General features: G+C 49.5%; 19 protein-coding genes, 5 tRNA genes and 1 pseudogene. 10 read left to right on the top strand and 15 right to left on the bottom strand.

Going from position 1 to position 23,675, the window contains the following annotated elements; translation table 11 throughout:
* Together DW47_RS0103445 and DW47_RS0103455 are read right to left on the bottom strand one after the other, a co-directional pair.
* A pseudogene (locus DW47_RS0103445) lies at positions 1–305 on the bottom strand (type VI secretion system tip protein VgrG); the annotation flags it as partial.
* Between the two features lie 1,742 nt (positions 306–2,047).
* Entirely contained in the window at positions 2,048–2,383 is a 336-nt protein-coding gene (locus DW47_RS0103455) for a DMT family transporter (RefSeq protein WP_029684952.1), read from the bottom strand.
* A gap of 384 nt (positions 2,384–2,767) precedes the next feature.
* Here DW47_RS0103455 and DW47_RS0103460 point away from each other — a divergent pair, with 384 nt between their 5' ends.
* Together DW47_RS0103460 and DW47_RS0103465 are read left to right on the top strand one after the other, a co-directional pair.
* Positions 2,768–4,219 carry a sugar porter family MFS transporter gene (locus DW47_RS0103460; protein ID WP_029684953.1) on the top strand — a complete coding sequence of 484 codons (1,452 nt, stop codon included), beginning with the start codon at positions 2,768–2,770 and terminating at the stop codon, positions 4,217–4,219.
* 222 nt (positions 4,220–4,441) lie between these two features.
* Entirely contained in the window at positions 4,442–5,458 is a 1,017-nt protein-coding gene (locus DW47_RS0103465; RefSeq protein ID WP_029684954.1) for a glycosyltransferase family 9 protein, read from the top strand.
* 204 nt (positions 5,459–5,662) lie between these two features.
* On the opposite strand, the gene efeB is transcribed toward DW47_RS0103465, so the two are convergent.
* The 8 genes from efeB to uvrC form a co-directional block, all read right to left on the bottom strand.
* Positions 5,663–6,931 (bottom strand): iron uptake transporter deferrochelatase/peroxidase subunit, encoded by a 1,269-nt coding sequence (gene efeB / locus DW47_RS0103470; RefSeq protein ID WP_029684955.1) that lies wholly within the window; start codon positions 6,929–6,931, stop codon positions 5,663–5,665.
* Positions 6,932–6,934: 3 nt separating this feature from the next.
* Positions 6,935–8,158, bottom strand: a complete 1,224-nt coding sequence (gene efeO / locus DW47_RS0103475; RefSeq protein WP_029684956.1) for an iron uptake system protein EfeO — start codon at positions 8,156–8,158, stop codon at positions 6,935–6,937.
* Positions 8,159–8,174: 16 nt separating this feature from the next.
* Positions 8,175–9,746 carry an iron uptake transporter permease EfeU gene (gene efeU, locus DW47_RS0103480; RefSeq protein ID WP_029684957.1) on the bottom strand — a complete coding sequence of 524 codons (1,572 nt, stop codon included), beginning with the start codon at positions 9,744–9,746 and terminating at the stop codon, positions 8,175–8,177.
* Positions 9,747–10,169: 423 nt separating this feature from the next.
* Positions 10,170–10,256, bottom strand: a tRNA-Leu gene (locus DW47_RS0103485).
* A gap of 5 nt (positions 10,257–10,261) precedes the next feature.
* Positions 10,262–10,335: transfer RNA gene (locus DW47_RS0103490), tRNA-Cys, on the bottom strand.
* 871 nt (positions 10,336–11,206) lie between these two features.
* Positions 11,207–11,282 (bottom strand) — tRNA-Gly (locus DW47_RS0103495).
* 133 nt (positions 11,283–11,415) lie between these two features.
* Positions 11,416–11,964, bottom strand: coding sequence for a CDP-diacylglycerol--glycerol-3-phosphate 3-phosphatidyltransferase (gene pgsA / locus DW47_RS0103500; protein ID WP_029684958.1), 549 nt, complete (start codon positions 11,962–11,964; stop codon positions 11,416–11,418).
* A 71-nt stretch (positions 11,965–12,035) separates the two neighbouring features.
* On the bottom strand, positions 12,036–13,868 hold the full coding sequence (gene uvrC / locus DW47_RS0103505) for an excinuclease ABC subunit UvrC (protein WP_029684959.1): 1,833 nt from the start codon (positions 13,866–13,868) through the stop codon (positions 12,036–12,038).
* 383 nt (positions 13,869–14,251) lie between these two features.
* Here uvrC and DW47_RS0103510 point away from each other — a divergent pair, with 383 nt between their 5' ends.
* Complete coding sequence (locus DW47_RS0103510) at positions 14,252–14,476, top strand: DUF2594 family protein (RefSeq protein WP_029684960.1); 225 nt, start codon at positions 14,252–14,254, stop codon at positions 14,474–14,476.
* Between the two features lie 272 nt (positions 14,477–14,748).
* The gene (gene cycA / locus DW47_RS0103515) at positions 14,749–16,137 is read left to right on the top strand and encodes a D-serine/D-alanine/glycine transporter (RefSeq protein ID WP_029684961.1); all 1,389 of its coding nucleotides are present in this window, start codon (positions 14,749–14,751) and stop codon (positions 16,135–16,137) included.
* Here the strand turns inward: cycA and DW47_RS0103520 are convergent.
* The 4 genes from DW47_RS0103520 to DW47_RS0103535 all read right to left on the bottom strand — a co-directional run bounded on the left by DW47_RS0103520 (position 16,134) and on the right by DW47_RS0103535 (position 19,097).
* The gene (locus tag DW47_RS0103520; protein WP_029684962.1) at positions 16,134–17,054 is read right to left on the bottom strand and encodes a DMT family transporter; all 921 of its coding nucleotides are present in this window, start codon (positions 17,052–17,054) and stop codon (positions 16,134–16,136) included. The genes cycA and DW47_RS0103520 overlap by 4 nt on opposite strands.
* Positions 17,055–17,134: 80 nt before the next feature.
* Positions 17,135–18,634, bottom strand: a complete 1,500-nt coding sequence (agp, locus tag DW47_RS0103525) for a bifunctional glucose-1-phosphatase/inositol phosphatase (protein ID WP_051150816.1) — start codon at positions 18,632–18,634, stop codon at positions 17,135–17,137.
* Positions 18,635–18,865: 231 nt separating this feature from the next.
* A tRNA-Ser gene (locus tag DW47_RS0103530) sits at positions 18,866–18,953 on the bottom strand.
* Positions 18,954–19,009: 56 nt separating this feature from the next.
* Positions 19,010–19,097: transfer RNA gene (locus DW47_RS0103535), tRNA-Ser, on the bottom strand.
* Positions 19,098–19,321: 224 nt separating this feature from the next.
* Here DW47_RS0103535 and yccA point away from each other — a divergent pair.
* Both yccA and DW47_RS0103545 read left to right on the top strand, forming a co-directional pair.
* Complete coding sequence (gene yccA, locus DW47_RS0103540; RefSeq protein ID WP_029684964.1) at positions 19,322–19,978, top strand: FtsH protease modulator YccA; 657 nt, start codon at positions 19,322–19,324, stop codon at positions 19,976–19,978.
* Between the two features lie 99 nt (positions 19,979–20,077).
* Positions 20,078–20,404, top strand: a complete 327-nt coding sequence (locus DW47_RS0103545) for a TusE/DsrC/DsvC family sulfur relay protein (RefSeq protein ID WP_029684965.1) — start codon at positions 20,078–20,080, stop codon at positions 20,402–20,404.
* A 2-nt stretch (positions 20,405–20,406) separates the two neighbouring features.
* Here DW47_RS0103545 and DW47_RS0103550 read toward each other — a convergent pair whose 3' ends face one another.
* The gene (locus tag DW47_RS0103550) at positions 20,407–20,682 is read right to left on the bottom strand and encodes an acylphosphatase (protein WP_029684966.1); all 276 of its coding nucleotides are present in this window, start codon (positions 20,680–20,682) and stop codon (positions 20,407–20,409) included.
* A gap of 86 nt (positions 20,683–20,768) precedes the next feature.
* Between DW47_RS0103550 and rlmI the strand changes: the two genes are divergently transcribed.
* The 4 genes from rlmI to DW47_RS0103570 all read left to right on the top strand — a co-directional run bounded on the left by rlmI (position 20,769) and on the right by DW47_RS0103570 (position 23,675).
* Complete coding sequence (gene rlmI, locus DW47_RS0103555) at positions 20,769–21,959, top strand: 23S rRNA (cytosine(1962)-C(5))-methyltransferase RlmI (protein WP_029684967.1); 1,191 nt, start codon at positions 20,769–20,771, stop codon at positions 21,957–21,959.
* 62 nt (positions 21,960–22,021) lie between these two features.
* Positions 22,022–22,336 carry a heat shock protein HspQ gene (hspQ, locus tag DW47_RS0103560; RefSeq protein WP_029684968.1) on the top strand — a complete coding sequence of 105 codons (315 nt, stop codon included), beginning with the start codon at positions 22,022–22,024 and terminating at the stop codon, positions 22,334–22,336.
* A 206-nt stretch (positions 22,337–22,542) separates the two neighbouring features.
* Positions 22,543–23,130: a DUF2057 family protein gene (locus DW47_RS0103565; protein WP_051150817.1), complete on the top strand. Its 588-nt coding sequence runs from the start codon at positions 22,543–22,545 to the stop codon at positions 23,128–23,130.
* A 65-nt stretch (positions 23,131–23,195) separates the two neighbouring features.
* Complete coding sequence (locus tag DW47_RS0103570; protein ID WP_029684970.1) at positions 23,196–23,675, top strand: methylglyoxal synthase; 480 nt, start codon at positions 23,196–23,198, stop codon at positions 23,673–23,675.

Below are 23,675 nucleotides of genomic sequence, written 5' to 3' on the forward strand. Positions count from 1 at the left end.
TCATCGTGGGAAGTCTTCAGGCGCTCAAAGCCGGTTACTATGCCTTGTAGCGTACGCACCGCCTGCTGCTTTTGGATACCAAAGCCCTGGTCCACCGGGGCCTGTAAGGTAAGTGAACCTGCTTTCATCAGCATCATTTCTTTGCTGATGGCATGGTCAACGCTTGTGAATTCAATGCGATAACTGAACGGCTTACTTAAGGCCTCATCGCCCTCAAAGGCCAGCACATCCAATGTTGACGCACAGCCTTTTACCGACAGTAGATGGTGACTATGGCTGAAATGGATTGGGGAATTACTGCTCATACGTTCACTCCTTGTGAGCGTTCAATAACAACGACAGAGTGACGGCAGCCGCGCGCGATATTCCTTATGCTAGGCACAAATAAAGTGTTCTGCGTACCAGGGCCAAGTTAAGGATAAGCCTGTACTGCGTCAGTTTCGATTATTCCTACACTTTCCAGCAGGCTGCTGCCGCAAATCCTAGAGTCTCTAGACTGACTTCCGTTGCGACTATAAGCTTTCACGGCAAACCTGATTCTGTTTTTTCATCAGTATTGTGGACAGGTAATGGCTTCGCTTCGCGTTGGGTTTGTCCATCAAAAAACAATCAGCCAAGCCTGCTGTATCCGGTCGATAAACACAGTAGACGGTTGCGGGAATGCGTATTGATATCGTTGCTTACCCAGCCAGGTCAATTTTGCCAGAGAACACTTGTGCGACTTCTCGCGATGGGATCGCACTCTTTCCCAACTTCAGCAATTTTAACCACCAGTGTTCTGACATAACTTCTATGTGGGCGTGTGTCTCAGACAGAAACACAGCCAGCTTTATCGTAGCGGCCTACTCAGCGAGATGAGAGGTCAAATTAGAATTGCTAGACCTCCCTGGGCTGCTTACCTAATTGAGAAATGTTTATACACGCTACCGCCCATCACTGTTGACCGTTAGGAAACCAAAGCGCATAAGGTCAAGCCGGTGGTTTGGTCTTTTGCTGAAAACCATTCAGACGAATCTTCAGCAAAAAATCGTGTCTGAAATCCTGTAAGCGATAAACTGATAGGCTAGTCTTTAGCGAAAACCGATATTGCAGTGTGTTTTTTATAACATGTTAATATTAATTATTCTGGTAACAGAATGCTCAGGTTCAGCATATTCGTCGTCGGGCTGATTCTCATTTTCTATAATAATTAGGTTTATTGTCAGAGAACATGGCTACCGAAAGATTAACGATTAACTGGCCTAACAGATTGTTCAGGAAAATATCCCCTCCTGTTGGTCAATTTACGCGTGACCCTTAGGGTATATACATCCACCATCTGTAATATCAAACCGATGTTGTCTAGGCGGCCGTCATCAAACGATGTGTGTTTAACGGTCAGACTGATAATGGCCGGATATACGCTCAGCGACAATATTAGTCAGATTAATGTTTTCACACTTATAGCCGGTTAACATGCCTGAAATCACCACCCCCCTGATTCATAAAGTATTCCTTTTCCTGTTCTGCCCCGTCTGCAGGCTAGTCTCGAGAGTGGCACCGGCTGTTGACATTTCACTTCGTAAGCTATCAAATCCATCTTGATTACTGTTTGTAATTTCCATCACAGTTATAATTTACAGGTTGAAAGGAAATAATTATTGAACATGGGTCACGCTTAGGAACTTTTAATTTGAAATATATGGTAACGGAATCTTTAATCATTAACTAATAACAAGCAGCACTAATATATCCATAAAAATTTATCTAAAACTACCAAGTAAACCTATTTTTTCAATGGTTATCTGATAAGAAATTATTAAGGCATAGTCAGTAAATTAATCTAAATCACGAGAGGCTATAACGCTAATAATCTCCATGGCAATAGCTTCATAACACTTGAATAAGAAAGGGGATAAAGAGTAGAGAAATGTTAATTTATCACTCTTACCACCAACAATATCCCCTTCAGCCGTTACTCATAAATACGCATAATGAGGTCAGCAACATCCCAGATCCTCTACGCTAAAAGCATGATGATCCGCCAGAGACGCATCACTTTTATACGTTAATGGCTGACAGATTTAGAAAATAGCTGGATAACCACCACTCCCGATATGATAAGCGTAATACCCAATATCGCCGCTAAATCCAGTTTCTGGCGAAACAACACCCAAGAGAGCAGCGATACCAGACAGATCCCGACTCCTGCCCAGATAGCATAGGCAACACCGAGGTTCATCACTTTTACTACCTGTGACAATCCGGTAAATGAGACGGCATAACCGGCGACCACTGCCAGTGATGGCCATAAACGGGTAAAACCTTCTGCTGATTTCATCATTGAGGTAGCAAAGGTCTCTGCCATGATGGAAACTAATAAAATGATCCAGACTTTTAGCATTTACTCCTCCATTGAGTGTTGAAAATGGGCAATAGTATACCCCCATAACTCCTTGCTCCGCTAAGAACTTGTGACTGGTCACCGATTGCCAGCTATCGGCACCTCTCTTTCGCTCTGGAGTTGTTACTCAAGAATGATGTTTGAGGGAGTGAGCCACCATTGGCACGTCAATGCTAACTCCTAATGATGCTTAGTGGACATCATTAAAATTTATTCTGCAGAAATTTCTGAAAGCGCTTCCACAAGATAAAAATATTAACCTGCCTTATTATTAGTATGTAATCATTGATGTAATGCAGATCTCAAACCTGTATCAAAGTTGAAAATGCAGTGGCTGTGCGGTCCTCTTAATGGGGTGGCTGTTTCTTAACCAGGGATGAATCAATGTCAAACTCTTCAGTACCCGCTTCTGATGAAAGCGGTTCCATTAAAATTACTGTACAGCAGCGCTTATTTTTTGTGGTCTTGGCCGCTACCATGGGAGCGCTGGCCTTTGGCTACGATACCGGTATTATCTCCGGCGCATTACCCTTTATGACCTTACCGGTAGACAGGGGCGGTCTTAATCTGACCCCCTTTACCGAAGGATTAATCACCTCTTCATTGACCTTCGGTTCTGCTATCGGAGCCTTTATTAGTGGCTATGTGTCTGACCGTTTCGGGCGTCGTATCACCCTGCGTAGCCTGGCACTGATATTCGTTGCTGGCGCGTTAGGGACAACCTTGGCACCGAATATCGATGTCATGGTGGTAATGAGATTTATTCTTGGGATCGCTGTGGGGGGCGGCTCCTCGACGGTACCAGTGTTTATCGCCGAAATTGCGGGTCCTAAACAGCGAGCACCTCTGGTTAGCCGCAATGAGTTGATGATTGTGAGCGGCCAGTTAATTGCCTATATTGTCAGTGCTGCAATGAGCCTATTGCTGCATGATGAAAGCATGTGGCGTTATATGCTGGCATTAGCCGTGGTGCCGGGTATCTTGTTATTTATTGGTACATTCTTCGTGCCCGCTTCCCCCCACTGGATGGTCTCTGAAGGTCGCTTCAAGGAAGCTCTGCGTATCATGAAAACGTTGCGGGAAAACCCTCGAGAAATTAAAAAAGAAATGGCCGAAATGCGGAAAAACGCACATCAGGCACGTCAAGGACCTGGCCCTCGCGAATTACTCAAAGAAAAATGGGTTAAACGCCTATTAATGCTAGGTTTCGGTTTGGGCTTGGTGGCACAATTTACGGGGATCAATGCCTTTATGTACTATACGCCGATCATCCTGAAGAGTACCGGATTAGGCACTAGTGCAGCTATCGGGGCGACCATCGGTAACGGAATGGTATCGGTAATTGCCACCTTCGCGGGAATTAAAGCGATCAACCATTTTGGTCGTCGTCCGATCCTACTGACCGGGCTGACCATTGTCATTATTATGCAACTGCTGCTGGGGAGCGTACTGCTGTTTATGCCCCACAGCCTAACGCAAAGCATGGTCGCGTTAGCCTGTATTCTGGTTTTCCTGTTTTTTATGCAAATGTGTATTTCACCGCTCTACTGGTTACTGATGTCTGAACTATTTCCAATGCAGTTGCGTGGCGTTCTGACGGGATCCGCGGTTGCCTTTCAGTGGATCTGTAATGGTATTGTGGCACTGATATTCCCGCCATTGTTATCACTGGTTGGCAACTCTGCCTTTTACATCTTTGCCGCCATTAACGTGGGATCCTTTATTTTTGTCGCCTTAACGCTACCAGAGACTCGGGGTAAATCACTCGAAGAAATCGAAACCCATGTGCGCGAGCACTTTGGTGAAAGTGTTGACCGTACAACCGTGGCGCATTAATCGATCAGCACCCGGGCAGCAAGTCTGGGTGCTCTTTAACTCGCAGTGCAATGTATTAGCCCCTCTGACCGTTGTTGTTAACAATTCCTTCACTCTATCGCGGCTTGATGTAAACTTTATGATCTTAATCGGAAAATTTATCGAAAAGTCAGCTATCTCTCTGAACGGAAATGATTTTGAGGACTCTTACCTTAAGTAAATCATTTCAAAAGGTAATTACAGGTGAAGATTTTAGTTATCTGCCGAGACAACATAGGTGACAGCATCCTTGCCACGCCTCTTATTACACACTTGGCCACCACTCATAATGCGGTGACCGATGTGCTGACCAATAGTTACGCCTCACCGGTATTTAGCCGTAATCCTCATATCCGAACGGTGCATCAGTACAGCAAATCCAAGCATTGCAAAAACTTCCTCAGGGTGATCGCCGCCATTGCACTGAGAATGAAAACATTGATGAAGCTGAGAAAGGAAAACTATGATGCGGTCATTATCGCCAAGTCGTCCTGGGACACGCATTCGGTAAAGTGGGCTGCTGGGATCAGACCAAAACAAGTTATTGCCTTCGGCGATGAGTCCCATCCGCGGATTGATAAACTGTTACCGCGTACCCGCGGTTCACTGCATGTCGCAGAACGCCTTTTTGGACTCGTTGCCGCGGTAGGACAGACGCCCCCACCTCTACCATTACGGCCGGGAAAAAGCTGTATCTATCCAGATCCTGACTTGGTGAGCCGTTACCGCGAGACCATAAATGCCCTACCGGGCGAGCGCATCGTTGCCCTACAGATCAGTGCACGCAAACCAAACCAGCAGTGGTCCATCGATAATTTCGTCAGCCTTGCCCGCCTTATCCATGAACACTACGGATGTCGAATATTTCTTTTCTGGTCACCCGGGGACAGTACCAACCCCATGCACCCCGGTGACGATAACAAAGCCGAGCAGATCAGTACACTGGCGGCCAGTTATCACGTTGAGCCTGTTTCGACTCGGACCCTTGAAGAGCTGAAAGCCGCACTTTCCCTATGTTCAGCTGTTGTCAGCAGTGATGGCGGTGCCGTGCATATTGCCGCTGCACTCGGCTTACCGGTAGTCGCATTGTTCGGCAACAGCAACCCGACAGACTGGCACCCTTGGGGGGTTCCTCACAAGGCCCTGCAGGGTAGTAATGAGCAGGTGAATAATATTAGCCCTGATGAGGTTATGGCGGCATTAGTTCCGCTCATTAACTGAACACTGAGCAAAGACCTATAACCTCAATATATCGCAGCGCCAAGGGACATCGGTCATTGTAAGCAGGGGAATTGGTCCCCTGCTCTATTCATCTAGCGGGCAACATGCATTTTTAATTCTTCACGATCAGAGACCCATCCAACAATTGCCTCACAACCGTTCAACGCCTTATTGACCTGACAATCATGAGGGCAACTATCGAATTTAGCTGAATAAGTATGAGCCTATATAATCACCTTCAGCCGGGGCCGGCGGTACAAAAAAAATGCCAGAGCCGATATGTGAAATATATTCATTAAGCGCATCTGCCGCGCCGAGTCGTGCCTGCAACGCTTCAAAATTTGCCGGATCGTTTTGATAACTGATAAACAACAAGCCAGCATCTAACATACCTAGTTGATTAATACCCTCCGTATAATTATATGAGCGACGCAAAATACGGATCCCATGATTATTTTCGTGAGCTGCTAAACTAATATGTGAGGTCACTGGGATAACTGGCATACCCTCACTGTCTTTTTTACGAAAATCTGGCGTATCGAATTCTTTTTCACCGCTTAATGGCGCACCTGAGACCTTATGACGACCAAAAACGGCATTCTGATCACTGACACGATCCGTATCCCAGTTTTCAATATGCATCTTTATTTTGCGGACCACTTGGTAGGTGCCCTGCTGCTGCCACGCTGGTCCTTGATCGTTGATCCAGACGAATTTATTAAAGTCAGTCTGTTCGGTCAGATTACGCGTACCATCTTTGAATCCAAACAGGTTACGGGGAGTACTTTGGTTTTTTCCTGCTGATGCACGACCAAACCCAAGCACTGACCAGCGTGTCGCGGCCGTTCCCGTCGCTTTGGCGATCCGCGCAAGGTTACGGATAGCGTGATAAGCCACTTGCGGATCATCTGCGCAGGCCTGTAATGACAGATCTCCACCAGAAAAGGCCGGTTGCAGGTTGTCACTGGGAAGCTGAACCAGCTCGCGCATAAGCGTAGGTTTTTTCTGAGCCAGTCCATAAGACTCCGTGAAGATACCCGGTCCTAACCCAACGGTGATGGTCAATGATGCGGGTCCCAGGTCTAGGGCTTCACCGGTATCCATTCCGATACCGCTGTTCCTTAGCGGTTCCACCTGACCCACTTTTTCCCCAGCCATCATCTGCGCGATAGCCGCTGACCACCGAGCCAGCAGGATCTGCAGGTCCCGCGGATTCTGACTGGTCATATCAAAGGTCATATACATCACATGGCGCTGAGGCGGGGTAATCACTCCCACCTGCCCGCCGTTGCCATAAAATTCATGTTGCCTCGAAAGGTCGATCTGGTCTTCCGGCGCGGTATTCGTCACTGCAGCAGCATTGTGCGCAGCCGCGATAGCAGGCAGTGTCAGAGCACCAGCCACCGCCCCTTTCAACAGATGACGGCGGGAAACATTGGTATTGTCACTCTCCGTAGTCTGTTTATCCTTCATCACTTAAACCCCTCCCGCTGTGGCAACTTTCTCAGCAATTTTTGACAGCGGTTCTTGCAATGCCTGGACTGCTTTACTCAACTTGGCGGCATCCGCAGCTTTTACATCAGCAGTATAGTAACGGTATCCACCAGCAACTTTACCGTCACGATAGCTGTTTAGCAGTGTGTTGACGTTTGCAAATTGCGTTTCGACCTGGCGAGTCAAATCAGGATCGATGTTATTCAGTCCAGGCTTTAGGAACTCAAATGCCTGCTGCGCACCTTCGACATTACCGGCAAAGTCCACTAGATCAATATGACTAAAGGCTTCTTCTTCACCGCTAATTTTGTTGCTTTGTACTTCTTCCAGCAGATCCGCCGCGCCGTTAGCCAGATCTTCAGGTTTATAGGTCAGCCCTTTGGTCAAGCCATCCAACCGAGTAACATTTTGCTGGAGTTCTGCAGCCAGTTTTTTGGTGTTGTCGGTGATTTTACCCTTAGCGAACAGGTCACGTTCAATGGCATGGAAACCGTGCCAACCCACAGCAGGATCTTGGTTAGATGCCCGCATATCGATCAAATAATCGAGGTTACCGGCGTTATCTGTAGCTTTAAACCCTGGCAGGACAAAACCACTGACATCCGATTCAATACGTTCATAAAACGGTCGCGCTTTGGCATACTGCGCTTTCGCTTTTTCTAAGTCACCTGCATCAATGTCCGCTTTCAGCTGATTAACGGCCACAACCATTGCATCCACCACGCCGTTTACATAAGTCGCATAGCCATCGGTTCCCTGCTTAAGTAGGTCAGCAGTACTTCCGGTCGCTTTGGCTGCACTTTTGCCGGTGACGGAAAAGGTGGTCAGTTCCTGTTTCGCTCCTGGACAATAGATCTGATATTTTCCCCCTTCTAGCGTCAGTGTGAATTTACCTGCTGGCAATCCAGGCGCTAGGTTCTCTTTTTCACCGAGGATGCGGTTAGCACTCAGCAGTTCAAGTTCAGTAATGGCAGTTGCTGACTTGTTAATCACCGTAAACGAAACCGGGCCTGCTTTCGCGCTATTATGGTCGACGATACAGGTGCCGCCTTCAGCACCGGTCAATGTGATAGTGACCTGCGATACACCGTTAGCAATCGGTGCAATCCTGTCCGCTGCCGTTGCCTCAAGAGAAACCAGTAACAGTGCTGAAACGACAGTTGATGCCAGAACTGACTCTTTCTTTTTAAACATGGAGTTGATCATACAAGGCCCTTTACTTTTATTCAGAGGATAAAGAATTATCGGCATGCGCTTTATTCGCTGACCTGCGGACCTCCGCAAGACGGCACAATGCCAATACAAATGTAATAATTGCCACCAATACCAGCATGAGCGGCAGCTCGATTACCAAGAACAGATAATGTTGATGAGTCTGTGCGGCTTTATGCAGGGCATACTCTGCAGCCTGATGCCAGCTTTCCGCCAGTTGCCAGTGACATCCGGCTACAGGCATCGCGGCGCGCACCGAAAACGTTCGCGGCGATAATAAACCGCCACCAGAAAGCGTCATCAGCGTCATTTCTCGCGCGGCAGCGCGGTAGAGTGCATGGCCGATGATTTCAGCTTCCACAGTGCAGTTCACATTCCAGCTAGCGGTGTACGGACCGGGATGTTGTGACGGCCCCAGCCCAACGGGAATACGATTGCCAGACAAAGACAGCACCTGATCGAGCGTCAGTGTTACCGGTAGGTCGATAGCGGATGCCTGACTTCTAAGGGTCCAATGTCGCACTGTCACCCCCTGCTGCACTGTCGTTGTCTGCTGATCGGCGTCGAGGATATAGATTACCGCGACCTGTTGGTCGGCATTGACGTCTAAACGGTACCCCCCTGCGGACAGTGGCTGCAGGGTAGCAGTTCCTCCCTCCTGCAAGGGTGCAGTAGCCGGTAGTCTGAGACTGGTGCCAGGTAGGGAAAAATGCAGAACAGCGGCAGTGCTCAGTAACACGCCGGTGGTGATGAACAGTAACTGACTGAGCCGTTTTGCCCCTGGGCGCAGATAAGACGGCCAGAAAACCAAAATACCTGTCATCACGATGTAGCCCCCCCAACCGCAAACCTCGAGCAGTCGTGGATCAGTGGGGATACCGAGTACACCAGTGATTAAGGCCGACCGGATAGAACCGGTAGGAATCATCTGGCTGAGATTAACCACTGGCTGCTGACCAATATTCAACCAGCCTGCTTCATGACCGCTACGTAATGCACTGATCACAAGCCCTGCCGCGACCAAGATCAGAAACAGACCGGTATAACGGAAGAAGCGTCCAAGATTGAGCCTGACACCGCCGATATAAATTCCCCAACCTATCGCTATTGCCAGGATCAGCCCCAGGACTGCACCTGTCGCCGCTAAAGCCGCTGACTGTGCGGCAGAAAAAGTCGCCAGCAAAAATACGCTGGTTTCGAAACCTTCTTTAAGCACTGCCAAAAATGCCATTATAGCGAGGGCCCGTGCACTGGATTGGCGAATAGCGTGAGCCGTTTCCTTTTCCAGTTGACGCTTAATCTCATGACCGTGGTTGTTCATCCACAACACCATGCCAGTGACAAAAAAGACGGCAACCAGACCGATTACCGCTTCCATAGCTTCCTGACTAGCCTGTGGCAGGCTCCGTTCGGTAATGCTCAGACCAATTCCGACCAGCAATGAGAGGGCGATAGCCAGCAGTACCCCGACCCACATGCTGTAAAGGCTTTTGCCATTTTTACGTAAGAACGCAGCAATGATACCGACGATTAACGCTGCTTCTAACCCTTCGCGCAATGCTATAACGAGAGTGGCTAACACCAGTGACACCTATGTTAATGATAATAATTACTACTATCATTCTCGTCTTTACCGTTCACTAAGTAAATATCAATTAATGATTATTTATGTAAGTTTTTAACTGCGGCTACTCTCAGGTAATAACGCTAACTCACTCCTCTTTGGCCAATATCGAGTAGCGGATACACCTGATGGGGCTGGTTGAGGGGATAAACATGGAATGGGAGTATGCCCTGATATGCGGTTGACCGACGCCAGACCAGCTATGACATAAGGCAAAGGAGAATAGTGATAGCGTTGTGGGGGTATTGAAATGACCTAACATAATCGTGCTAGGCCACACCAGCTGCCGTATATGCAGCTATAAATTTCAGGCATAAAAAAACCGCCTTGCGGCGGTCAATAACGTTGCACTAAAGTGCTAGTTTTTATGCATTATATCGGTGGTGCCCGGGGCGGGACTTGAACCCGCACAGCCTTACAGCCGAGGGATTTTAAATCCCTTGTGTCTACCGATTTCACCACCCGGGCAAATCTGGAGGCGCGTCCCGGAGTCGAACCGAGGTAGGCGGATTTGCAATCCGCTGCATGGCCACTCTGCCAACGCGCCTTTATTCTTTTCTATAACAATAACCTATCAGGTTATTGCTTACTTATTTTTTACCAGCCAACCGGCGAAGACTAAGCTTAACCTGTTGATTCCGAAAGAGTTAATTTATCTTTCGTCTCTGGAATGGCGGCTATTATGGACTGGTTACCGGGGCTTGGCAAGGGTTATCCACTCATTTTTCAGGAAAAAACGACTGAATGACTGAAAAAACAGCAACCTGTTTATCTTGCGATCACCACTGACCGCTTTCCCTGCAAGTCTTGGATAATTTATCCACGATAGCGGCTAATATCTCGTTCTCCAAGCAAGAGGACGAGAAAGGAACTCTCCCCACATAATTAGCCATCGCCTAGCACTTAACAATCATTATCCATACCATCCTATTCGCAGCAGCAGGAACCGTGCCCCGAATAGTGAATAATCTTAAGTCGATCTTGTTTGATTGTGTATACGCGTTTCGGAACCGCTCACAGCAGCGGTTAACAAAGAGATAGCCTTATTTACTTCAAATTGCTTCACTCTGACACTGGAACGCCTAGCATCAAGGGAAAATGGGCCGCTATACAGTCTTAAACCTGCATAGCGTTAAAGAAAGGTTCCACGGTAAACAGCCATAATGAGATAGCACTGCGCCAGAACATTATTTCAGGACCACCCTTCAAGGATAAATAATCCAATCTCGATGGTGATTAGCCTGGCTATACTGCCAGCAATACTATAACCAGGGCTGCGAGCCAGATATGGTATGACAGACCATACCATTAAGGAGGCGGAAACAGAAAATAAAAGAAAAATCATCGGATAGAAACAAAAAAAGAACCCGTAGGTTCTTTTTTTGTTTGCTTGTAAGAACACTCTTACAAGCTGTAATTGGAGCGGGAAACGAGACTCGAACTCGCGACCCCGACCTTGGCAAGGTCGTGCTCTACCAACTGAGCTATTCCCGCAATATCACTGCTGAACAGCTAACTTACTGAACAGAGTAACGTTTTGATGTGCTGTATTCTACCTAGCACACTGTTGGCGTCAACTGTTTTATTATTCACGCGCGATCAATTGTTGCTATTTCCAGCACCCTGATTACTGTTCGAACAGATCTTTACGCGCCGCACTAAGATACTGGAACATCGACCAGAAAGTCAGTACCGCTGCAATATAGAGTGCAATCACGCCAACCGCCTCGACCCACTGATTCGGACGCCACAGTAGGGCCACCAGCGAAAACATCTGCGCCGTGGTCTTCACCTTGCCTATCCATGAGACCGCCACGCTGCTGCGCTTACCGATTTCCGCCATCCACTCCCGTAAGGCCGAAATAATGATTTCACGGGCAATCATGGTGGCCGCTGGTAAAGTGATCCACCAAGAGTGAAAATGTTCTGCTACCAGCACCAGTGCAATCGCCACCATTACTTTATCCGCAACTGGGTCAAGGAAGGCACCGAAGGCGGTAGTCTGCTTCCAACGACGCGCCAGGAAGCCATCAAACCAGTCTGTTACAGCTGCAACCACAAACAGCAATGCACAACACAGAGGTGCCCACTGAAAGGGGAGATAAAATGCCAGCACGAAAAAAGGGATCAGTACGACCCTGAATAACGTGAGGTATATCGGTATATTAAATTGCATAGGGCACTAACAGCCTGGATAGAGTGGTGTTGGTACCCTTATGTTCCTACATTGCTAGGGCTGTTTCAATGCTACTGTTTGAGAGAATGAAATATTTTTTCCGCCAGCGCCTGTGAGATCCCAGGAACCCTAGCAATTTCATCTGCGGTGGCATTCTTCAGGGGCTGTAATCCGCCCATAAATTTCAGTAATTGCTGGCGGCGTTTCGGTCCTACCCCTTCAATCTCCTCAAGGCTACTGGCGGATTTTACTTTAGCCCGCTTCTGGCGATGACCGGTAATGGCATGGTTATGGGAATCATCACGGATATGTTGTATCACATGCAAAGCTGGCGAATCCGCCGCTAAAGCAATCCCCTCCCCTTCAGGTTTCAGAAACAGGGTTTCTAGCCCGGCCTTACGGTCACTGCCCTTTGCCACCCCTAACAGAATAGGATGATCTTTATCCCAGTCGACCTTAAGGCTATCAAATACCTCCATTGCCTGCGCCAATTGCCCTTTACCGCCGTCAATAATGATGACATCCGGAATATTTTTTTCCTCCAACGCTTTACCGTAACGTCTCTCGAGTACTCGGTGCATGGCGGCGTAATCATCCCCGGGGGTGATGCCGCTAATATTGTAGCGTCGGTACTCAGAACGGGCCGGGCCATTGGCATCAAACACCACACAAGAAGCGATGGTCTGTTCCCCCATAGTGTGGCTGATATCGAAACATTCCATACGGCGGATCACCGGCAGTTCGAGGAACTCAGCTAAAGCCGCCAGCCGTTGATGAATGGTCGACTGCTGACCCAATTTAGTCTTAAGGGCGGTAGCGGCATTGGTTCTCGCCAGTTTTAGATAACGCGCTCGGTCGCCCCGGGGTTTACTTTGCAGAGTGATACGACGCCCAGCCAACTGTGACAAAGATTCATTGAGTAGTTCAATTTCCGGTAATGCGAAATCCAGCAGGATATCACCGGGCAGGGTACGCAGTTCACTGCCCTGCAAATAGAACTGCCCCACAAAGGTTTGGATCACTTCTGAGAGTTCAGTATTCGCCGGCACTTTCGGGAAGTAGCTACGGCTACCCAGCACTTTTCCTTGGCGAATAAACAGTACATGGACACACGCCATACCCGAATCATAGGCGATACTGATGGCATCGAGGTCATCACCCTGATTCGAGACAAACTGCTTCTCAGTGATGCGTCTAACTGCTTGGATCTGGTCGCGCAACCGCGCAGCTTCTTCAAATTTCAGATCATTGCTGGCTTGCTCCATCCGGCTCACCAACTGTGTTAATATCTGATCATCCTTACCAGAGAGAAATAGGCGAACATAATCCGTCTGTTGCTGATATTCCTCCTCCGAAACCAGTCCACTGACACAAGGCCCAAGGCAGCGACCTATCTGATACTGTAGGCAGGGGCGCGAACGGTTACGATAAACACTGTTCTCACATTGACGAACCGGAAACGTTTTTTGCAACAGCGCTAGAGTTTCCCGCACTGCACCGCCGTTCGGAAATGGACCAAAGTATTCACCTTTGGCATGTTTGGCGCCGCGGTGATAGGCCAGACGTGGGTGCTTATCCGCACTAAGTAAAATAAACGGATAGGATTTATCATCGCGCAGCAGCACGTTATAGCGCGGTTGGTAGAGCTTGATGTAATTGTGCTCCAACAACAGGGCTTCTGTTTCACTGTGAGTGACCGTCACATCAATATGCAGTATGTTCGCCACCAGCGCTTCCGTTTTGCGGCTGTTGACCTGCTTACGGAAATAGCTACTGAGACGTTTTTTAAGATCTTTCGCTTTGCCTACGTAGATCACTTCCTCCGCAGCGCCATACATCCTATATACCCCAGGTTGATGGGTTACCGTGCGCAGGAAGTCTGTGGGGTCGAAGTTTTCGTTCACGTCATATCACCAGAGTTAACCTTGCTGTCCGCTGGGGCAGACAACAGAAAATGTATTTGTATCCGCTTATCTCTCTCGGGGGAGCGGCGGCCCCGCTACTACTGTCTCGCTTCATTACTAGAGGTATTCAATCTTAATAAACAGCATAGCAGTCAGCGGGACTTACCCCTAATCACCACTGGCCCGGACGCGGAATCAACATTTACCGCGGGCTAACGGCCTGACTGTTGATTTCATTGCTTTCAGCCTGATAACCGCTACCGCTTCCACTTTTTTACAGTCTTCAACAGATTATGCGGCTGAAAATGCTCATCCCGCCACTTTAGTTCTGCTATACTCCGCGCATTATGGCCTGAATTTGCCAATTACTGGAGTCTGAAACAATGAATTATGCTGATTACACCACCGAAGCAGAGACAGAGGCGTTATCCAAAGAAGTGACCTGTCTGAAGATGATGGTCACCCTAATCCTGCAATCAATGAGTCAGGTCGATGCGGGTAAAGCGATCCTTAAAATGGAACGCTTTTTGGCCAGCAACGAAGAGAGCGCAGATACAGCCCTGTTCGCCGAGACCTTAAAGCAGATTAAAACCGGTTACCTGCAATAACAGCGTACTGCCCCGCTCGGGGCAGACGTTTTATCCTTTCTCTGGTCCGGCCCTCAGATTAACCCCTGCTGCTTACTTCCTCACGCTTACACCGTTTCGTCAGGGTCATTTGCGCGCGAGCTCAACGTTGTCTAGCGCCGGCGTTTGTCTGTCAGAGAGTGTGCTACAAGGGGCCGGTAATAACTATGGGCGTTTTGCTGTTCACACAATGAGGTGTGCACAGAATAATAAGAAAAATGCAGGTTCGCCTGCTAAGATCACAGGAATTAACCATGACGCATCCCTCTCCTCCTGCCGAGCCAGGAGAAAGCTCAGCGCAATTACGGCGCAACCTTAACAACCGTCATATCCAGCTGATCGCCATCGGCGGTGCTATCGGTACTGGGTTATTTATGGGCTCTGGCAAAACGATCAACCTTGCCGGTCCTTCTATCGTCTTTGTCTATATGCTGATCGGCTTTATGCTGTTCTTCGTGATGCGAGCCATGGGCGAGATCCTACTCTCTAACCTAGAATATAAGTCTTTCAGTGATTTCGCTGCCGACTTGCTGGGACCTTGGGCTGGCTTTTTTACCGGCTGGACCTACTGGTTCTGCTGGGTAGTCACGGGCATTGCCGATATCGTCGCCATTACAGCCTATCTACAGTTTTGGTGGCCAGAGTTTCCGTTGTGGGCCAGCGCGCTATTGTGCGTATTTACCTTTATGGCACTGAATATCGCCACGGTAAAACTGTTTGGCGAAATGGAATTTTGGTTTGCCATCATTAAACTGATCGCCATCGTGGCATTGATCATTACCGGTATTGCGCTGGTCGCCGCTCATTACGGTACTCCCGGCCATCAAGCCGCAGTCAGTAATATCTGGAGCCATGGCGGGCTATTTCCTAAAGGATTCAGCGGATTCTTTGCTGGTTTTCAGATTGCGGTATTCGCCTTTGTTGGCATTGAACTGGTTGGCACCACTGCCGCCGAAACTCATGATCCCCATAAGATCCTGCCACGGGCAATCAACGCCATCCCGCTACGGATCATTATGTTTTACGTGTTGTCCCTACTGGTGATTATGGCCGTTACCCCCTGGGATGAAGTTGACCCTGCGCGTAGCCCTTTTGTCGGCATGTTCATGCTCACCGGCTTACCGGCCGCTGCTGGCATGATTAACTTTGTGGTATTGACTTCGGCCGCCTCGTCAGCCAACAGCGGTATCTTCTCCACCAGCCGCATGCTATTTGGTCTGGCCGATCAGGGGGTCGCCCATCCACGCTTCGCCAAACTGTCCCAACGTGCGGTGCCGGTGAGCGGTCTACTATTTTCATGCTTGTGCTTGTTAGTCGGGGTCGCTCTGATTTGTGTGATCCCTAATGTGATGACGGTGTTTACCCTAGTCACCACGGTATCTGCCATTCTATTTATGTTTATCTGGTCGATGATCCTGTGCAGCTACTTGGTGTACCGTCGCAAATATCCGCAACGCCATATCAGCTCCGCGTTCAAAATGCCTGCGGGCAAACTGATGAGTGTCGTTGGACTGGTATTTTTTGCCTTCGTCCTGGTACTGCTGTGTTTACAGGCTGACACCCGTCAGGCACTGATGGTTACGCCAATTTGGTTCCTGTTACTAGCAGTGGCCTGGCAACGCCGCAAGGCTCACAGCCACTAAGGCGTCGGGGGAGCATTGACTTCCCCGCGCTTTTTCAAGCGTAGTTCACTCAACAACACTGCCAGTAGGATCATGCCGCCTCCGCCAACCGTCGTCAGCGGGATCCGCTCCCCCACCAGCCAGGCTGCCACGGCAGCCCACACCGGTTCCCCGGCGTAGATAATGGTTGCCCGTGCTGCCGGAACACTGCGTTGAGCACGGTTAATGGTCAGTTGGATCACCGCACTGACTATCCCGAGCCCACCGGCGCTGAACAAGATCGCCCCGCCTAGCGGGGGCGCCGACTCCCCCGCCGGCCACATAAACGCGAAGGAAAACAAGGAGGCACTCGCCAGTTGGATCACTGTCAGACGTTGAATATCACGCTTATCTGCAAAATGACTGATCAGCAGTATTTCTGCCGCAATCCCCAGCGTACTCACCAGAGTGATAAGTTCCCCGTGAGACAGCCCACTTGTGCCTGACAGATGAGTGATCGGGCCGGAAAGCACCAACAGCCCGCAAAAAGCGACCACTGCTCCGCAGCAGGTCATCAATGACGGCCGCCTACGATAGACCATCCATTGCAACAGAGGCACCAGCGGCACATACATCGCCGTGATAAAGGCCGACTGACTACTGCTGATGGTTTTCATGCCCGCCGACTGCAGACTATAACCCACCGCGATAGCCAGCCCGATACTCGCGCCGGCCAGTATGTCGCGTCCAGTGATGCCGCGCAGCGCCTTTAAGGAAAACAGTGACAATGTTATCGCGGCGGTGACGAACCGCAGACCGACAAAAAAGAAGGGACCACATAACGTCATGGCATGGTGCACCACGAGAAAAGTGCCACCCCATAACATCGTAATCAAGATCAATACCAGCACCGGCCGAGAGAAAGTTGGCTGAGATGCCGGTTGTACAACGGTGGACATTAGGATCCTCTATCGTAATCAGTGCTGATAATAAAAAAACAGCTCCGTGGAGCTGTTTTTCAAAGATGACTGACTCGCGATCAGGGCTTATTACCCTGTCCCCCGGCCCCCGTAGATTGACCTTGTCTGCCGCCATTACTTTGAGAAGCATCATGACGGCCTGCTGATGCAGCTGCGGGGCTATTATTACGGCTAGCTGTTCCCTGAGAGTTTGGCTGACTGTGCGGTGCTGCAGCTGAGGCCGATGGCGTCGAAGACTGAGGCGTAGCCGTCGCTGCCGGTGCAGGAGTATCACTGGTATCAGTGGCCATATGTGGCTGCATTGCGGTTCCTTGCAGGGCGTCATCCATTACGTGGGTAAAATCCTGCCAAGAGCAGTAGCCATTACTGTCTGTTGGACAGCCACTGAGTTCCAGTGTCACACGTTTAGGCGGATGACTCAGACTAAGGTCCTCGGCATTACGCAATTGTTCGGTGCTCTGGTAGACATATTCAATCTTCAACAAGTCTTTGTTGTTTTTCTTGTCATGCCAACGTTCAAATACTAACTGTCCACCGATCGGCGTTTGCTCATACTGGTCAGGCAGCTGATAAGGTTTCACTTTCAGAGAAGCTAGCAGTGACGCAATATTCGAGTCATGCCCAACCATAATGGTGACAGCGGGTGCCGAATTGTTATCTTGATCAATCAACTGACTACGAATGTAGTCGACCAATGGTGCAGCCACATCGTGGGCCACTGCCGGCGTGGTGAACAGGATATTTTGATAGGCACTTTTAATTGATGACAGGGCCTGCCACTGTTCAGGGGTGGTCACTTTACCCCAAGCCACCTGATCCGCTGGAAAGCCTTGGTAATATTGTAAAGTAAAGGCATCCACCAGCGCATTACCGGTTTTTAAAGCCCCTTCGACGCTAGGCTCTTTGCCTTTAATAATACTGAATTTATTTGGCGTGGCCGCCAGAGTACACTTCTCTTTGCCTTTACACTCGGCAGAGGCGGCATAACCGCTGACCGCAGAAAGTTGGTTATAGGCACTTTGCAGCGGAGTCTGTTTGGCTTGCTGCTGCATCGCTTCCACAGCAGCTTTGGCAAATTCTGGGCTGCCATTGCTAATGATCGGATTAAACACTGGATCCATCGTCCCCATGGCATCCTGATGGGTAACGCTCACATCACAGCCCGGAAAAGCGCCGGTAACAAAATATTGTGCCGTTGCCACAGTGCGCTGCAGGCTGTTGGCATAAACAAACACTGAGTTTGGATCTGGACACTGATTAGCCTTAATCACTCCCTGCTGGACCAGCCAGTCATGGGTATATTTCCCCATGTAGACTTCAAGTACGCCCCCGCGGGTGGTCAGCTCCCCGCCAGGCACATCCCATTGAGGCCATTTTTTATCAGAAGATTGCTCAAGCAGGCTTCCTCCCTGAGCCAGAGGCGCGCGCAGATTATGTCGGCTCAACATTAAGACCTGTTGCAGTTGCATACCACTGTCAGTCTCTGCTGCCATTGCACTCATACTGGCTGGCAGGGCCGCCAATACTGCGAGTGTACATAAGCTCAGTTTCTTCATCATTGTACCGTTTCCATGATTTCCGGGGCGTGGGTAAAAGGTTTTCAGCGCGAGGCTTCAAACAGACTGGCGGCCAGTCTCAGTGCTGACAACAACGCGCAGAGATCCTTTCACTATATCAAACTTCTGTGCGGGTGAAAGGGAGAATACGCTGAATATCGTTATGGGAGTTAACCGCTAGGATCGCGAAGAATAGACGAAAAAAAACCAGCTTTTAAGCTGGTTTCTTAAATATGGCGGAGGAGGAGAGATTCGAACTCTCGGAGGGTTTCCCCTCGGCGGTTTTCAAGACCGCTGCCTTCGGCCGCTCGGCCACCCCTCCGTTGGGGTTCAGAACAACGCATGTTCTGTAGAGCGAAACTCACTACAGGAGCGAGATGGCGGAGGAGGAGAGATTCGAACTCTCGGATGGTTTCCCATCGGCGGTTTTCAAGACCGCTGCCTTCAGCCGCTCGGCCACCCCTCCGCAATGAGGCGCACTATAAACATCCCCCTCGGGCTTGTAAAGCCCCCTGTTGATCATTCGTCTGAAAAACAGCCAATTGAGGATTGATTGCTGTTTGAATAAGCAGATTGCTGCTTTTAAGGCCAATAAAACGCGTAAAGATGGGTAAAACGACTTCAACCCTCAGAGAGCCCTGCGTATGCTGCGGGTAAATTACACTGAGTATCTGATAAGAAGGAGTCTTTATGGACAGAATTCTTGCCCCTGCCGGGGCGCGCAGCCTGATCAGCAGTCACAAGGTGCTGCGTAATACCTATTTTCTGCTGGGGCTAACCTTAGCTTTCTCTGCGATCATTGCCACTATAAGTACCCGCCTAGCACTGCCAGCACCCAATTTTATCCTGATGCTGGTCGGCTTCTATGGCTTGATGTTTCTCACCTATCGGTTAGCGGATCGCCCGGCTGGGATATTAGCCGCTTTTGCGTTTACCGGGTTTCTCGGTTACTGCTTGGGGCCGGTACTGAACCGTTTTCTGTCTGCGGGGATGGGTGATGTGATCGCGCTGGCGCTAGGCGGAACGGCATTGGTGTTTTTCTGCTGTTCGGCGTGGGTGCTGACTACCCGCCGGGATATGTCGTTCCTCAGCGGCATGATGATGGCTGGCTTCATTGTACTGTTGGTCGGAATGGTAGCGAATATCTTCCTTAACCTGCCTGCATTACAGATGGCACTGAGTGCACTGTTTATTCTGTTCTCTGCTGGTGCCATCCTTTGGGAGACCAGTAACATTATTCATGGTGGCGAAACAAACTATATTCGTGCCACCGTCAGCCTGTATGTGTCGCTGTATAACATTTTTGTTAGCTTGCTCAGCTTGCTTGGCTTTTCCCGCAGTAACTAAGAATGAGTCGTTTTCAACACCTACCTGCCCCACGGGCAGGTATTTTTTCGTCGGGCACTCTTTGCTACACTCCGCCACAGTTTAACGAGAGGACAAAACGTGAATTTTGCCGGAACAGAGATTGCCACCGATAGTGAAGGCTATCTAAAAAACCCCGCTGACTGGACACCGCAATTGGCAGAACATATTGCCGAGCTAGAAAATATCTCTATGACCGATGCACATCGCGAAGTGGTCAGTTTTGTGCGCGAGTTTTATACGGAATTTAATACCTCGCCCGCTATCCGTATGCTGGTCAAAGCGATGGCCAAAAAATATGGCGAAGAAAAAGGCAACAGCCGTTATCTGTTTCGGCTATTCCCGGAAGGTCCAGCCAAGCAGGCCACCAAAATTGCCGGATTACCCAAACCGGCTAAGTGTCTGTAAGCTTATCCTGTGGTGAACCCTGATAATGGCTCAATGTCACAGGGTTCACAGCTCATCGCTACAACACAGGCTGCTGGTGGCCCACCCGCCCTGATCCAGGCAGTTACCTGCTCTACTCCATTCTGATCACCCTGCAACAGAATATCAACCGAGCCATCACTGAGGTTACGCGCGTAACCGGTCAACTGATGCCTTTCGGCCTGCTGACGGGTACTGTCACGAAAATAAACGCCCTGTACCTTGCCGGAAACCCTGATTTTAACGCTGATATTTGTCATACTTCTGCTCCTTACCTTGCTGGTGGTTTGCTTTTTTTCTACCCCGGCACGACAATAGCGCCCTTTTATTTTTGGTACTGATAATTATGACTGCCCGTTTGATTCTTTCCAAGGGACGAGAAAAATCCCTGTTACGCCGCCACCCTTGGGTGTTTTCCGGGGCGATCAACCGCGTTGAAGGCAATGCGATTTCTGGGGAAACGGTAGATGTCTGTGACCATAAAGGCCAGTGGCTAGCCCGTGCAGCCTGGTCACCGCAGTCACAGATCAGAGCACGTGTCTGGACTTGGGATTCTGAGGAAAGTATCGATATCGCTTTCTTTACCCGCAAGTTGAACCAAGCCCTGACACTGCGTCAGTGGCTAGCGAAGGCCGATAACTTGGATAGCTACCGGCTGATCGCCGGAGAATCAGACGGTTTACCCGGTATTACTATCGATAAGTTCTGTGATTATCTAGTGGTCCAACTGCTGTCTGCCGGTGCAGAATATCAGCGTCCGGCCCTGGTGACAGCACTGCAAGACTGTTTCCCAGAATGCAGTATCTATGACCGTTCAGATGTGGCGGTGCGTAAGAAAGAAGGCCTGCCGCTGAGCCACGGGCTGATCTGCGGCGAACAACCGCCAGCATTATTGCCGATCACCGAGCACGGCATGAAGCTGCTGGTCAATATTAAAGAGGGTCATAAAACCGGTTACTATCTTGATCAACGCGACAGCCGTTATGCCCTTCGCCGCTATTCTCAAGATGCGCGAGTGCTTAACTGTTTCTCCTATACCGGCGGCTTTGCGGTCTCTGCCCTGATGGGTGGCTGTAAAGAAGTGATCAGTGTCGATACCTCTGACGCCGCCCTGGATGTGGCTCGGCAGAACGTAGCGCTGAACCAGTTACCACTGGAGAAAGCGCAGTTTATCCGTGATGATGTGTTTAAACTGCTGCGTAGCTACCGTGATAATGGCGAAAAGTTTGATGTCATCGTGATGGATCCGCCGAAGTTTGTGGAGAACAAAAATCAGCTGACCGGGGCATGTCGCGGATATAAAGACATTAATATGTTGGCGATGCAGCTACTGAACCCAGGTGGGATCCTGCTGACCTTTTCCTGTTCGGGGCTAATGACCGTTGATCTCTTCCAGAAAATCATTGCTGATGCAGCACTGGATGCCGGTAAGACCGTCCAGTTGATCGATCAACTGCGTCAGGCTGCCGATCACCCGGTGATCTCTTCATATCCTGAAGGTCTGTATCTGAAAGGGTTTGTCTGTTACGTTGCCTGACTTGAAAAAGCCGATTCCTGCCCCGATATCTGAGTCACAGAAACAGGCAGGAGTTAACGTTTATGATGATCACAAAGTTCGCTATCGGTCAGCAGGTTCGCCATAGGTTATCCGGCACACTGGGTGTGGTGGTGGATGTGGATGCAGAGTTCTCTGTCTCCCTGCCTGATGAACAACGCCCAGATCAGGCGCTAACCGGTGACCGTCCGTGGTATCACGTAGTCATGGAAGATGAGTCAGGAGATACGGTGCACACCTATGTGGCCGAGTTACACCTTACCGGCGAAACCGATGATAATCATCCTGACCAACCGGTGTTGGATGAACTAGCGGAAAATGTCCGTCAGCAACTGCACGCCCCCTATCATTACCATTGATCAGAACGACCTTTAGCGGTCAATATTTCACAGCGGGTACCGTCCTGTCCCGCTGATCCTCTCCCTTCCTTAACTTTCATCGCCCCCCCAAGCCGAGTACCCCTACTAAAAACCGCACAATAAATATGACAAATTGTAAATTTTAATGCGATACTACCCGCGTTCAAAGACATCCTGTTACTACCTATTTTAGCTCGGGAGCACAAATGAAGTGGATTGCCGCAGTATTCTGCCTGCTGATTGGAAGTTACGTTTCCATGGCGGACGCTGTCAGTCTTAAAATTAACCCGGGAATAAATTTGCTGGTACTGGACGGTCATAAGCTGCCGAGTAGCTTGCTGAAAGGTGCAGACAGTATTGAACTGGAACGCGGACAGCACCAGATTGTCTTCAGCCGTGGGAACAGTCCCACTGCTCGGTTGTGGATCCTAACTTTTGACACCGCCAGTAAATCTGTAACAGTCGTGCTACCCGCTGATCCAGCATCCCATTCCGGATATACGCCGAAGTTTCAGTTAAGCGATGAGAATCACCAAAATATTCCGGTTATCCAAGACCATCTCCTGCTATCCGCCGGAGAAGATTATATGCAAGCCATCAGCAACTATAATCTGCTGGATAAAAAGGCGTCTGTTGCAAAATTCAGTACCCACTCGCCGGAGGCTTCACCACGGGGAGCGGCACTTACCTCAGACAACAGTCAATCTCTGTCGGCGCAATCCGGTGAGAGGTTAATGAAGGGCTCCTCACTGCAAGCATTACGTTATTGGTTACAGGATTTGCGAATCAGTTGAACCCTGAATAATGGCCGCGCTACACTGACTGCACAATCTGGCATAAGGTGTTAATAAGGATTACGATGCAACAGACCGTCAGAGTATTAGCCACAACCAAACATATCGCTTTAGTCGCCCACGATAACTGCAAAGCCGCACTGCTGGAGTGGGTGAGTAGTAATCAGTCCTCACTCAGCCCACACATTCTCTATGCTACCGGCACCACCGGTAACCTGATTAATCGCCATTGTGGACTAAACGTTAATCCGCTACTCAGCGGTCCGTTAGGCGGAGATCAACAGGTCGGCGCGATGATTTCCGAAGGTAAGCTGGATATGCTGATCTTTTTCTGGGATCCGCTGAATGCGGTGCCCCATGACCCGGATGTTAAAGCGCTGCTGCGATTGGCAACGGTGTGGAATATTCCGGTCGCGACTAACCGCTCTACGGCCGATTTTATTATCAGTTCGCCACTGTATAGCCGCGATGTGGAAATCGCGATCCCTGATTACGCACATTATTTGGCTGAACGCTTGCAGGAACCGCTTTCCGATCCAGAGTAA

Source organism: Tatumella saanichensis (assembly GCF_000439375.1).
Classification (GTDB): Bacteria; Pseudomonadota; Gammaproteobacteria; order Enterobacterales; family Enterobacteriaceae; genus Tatumella; species Tatumella saanichensis.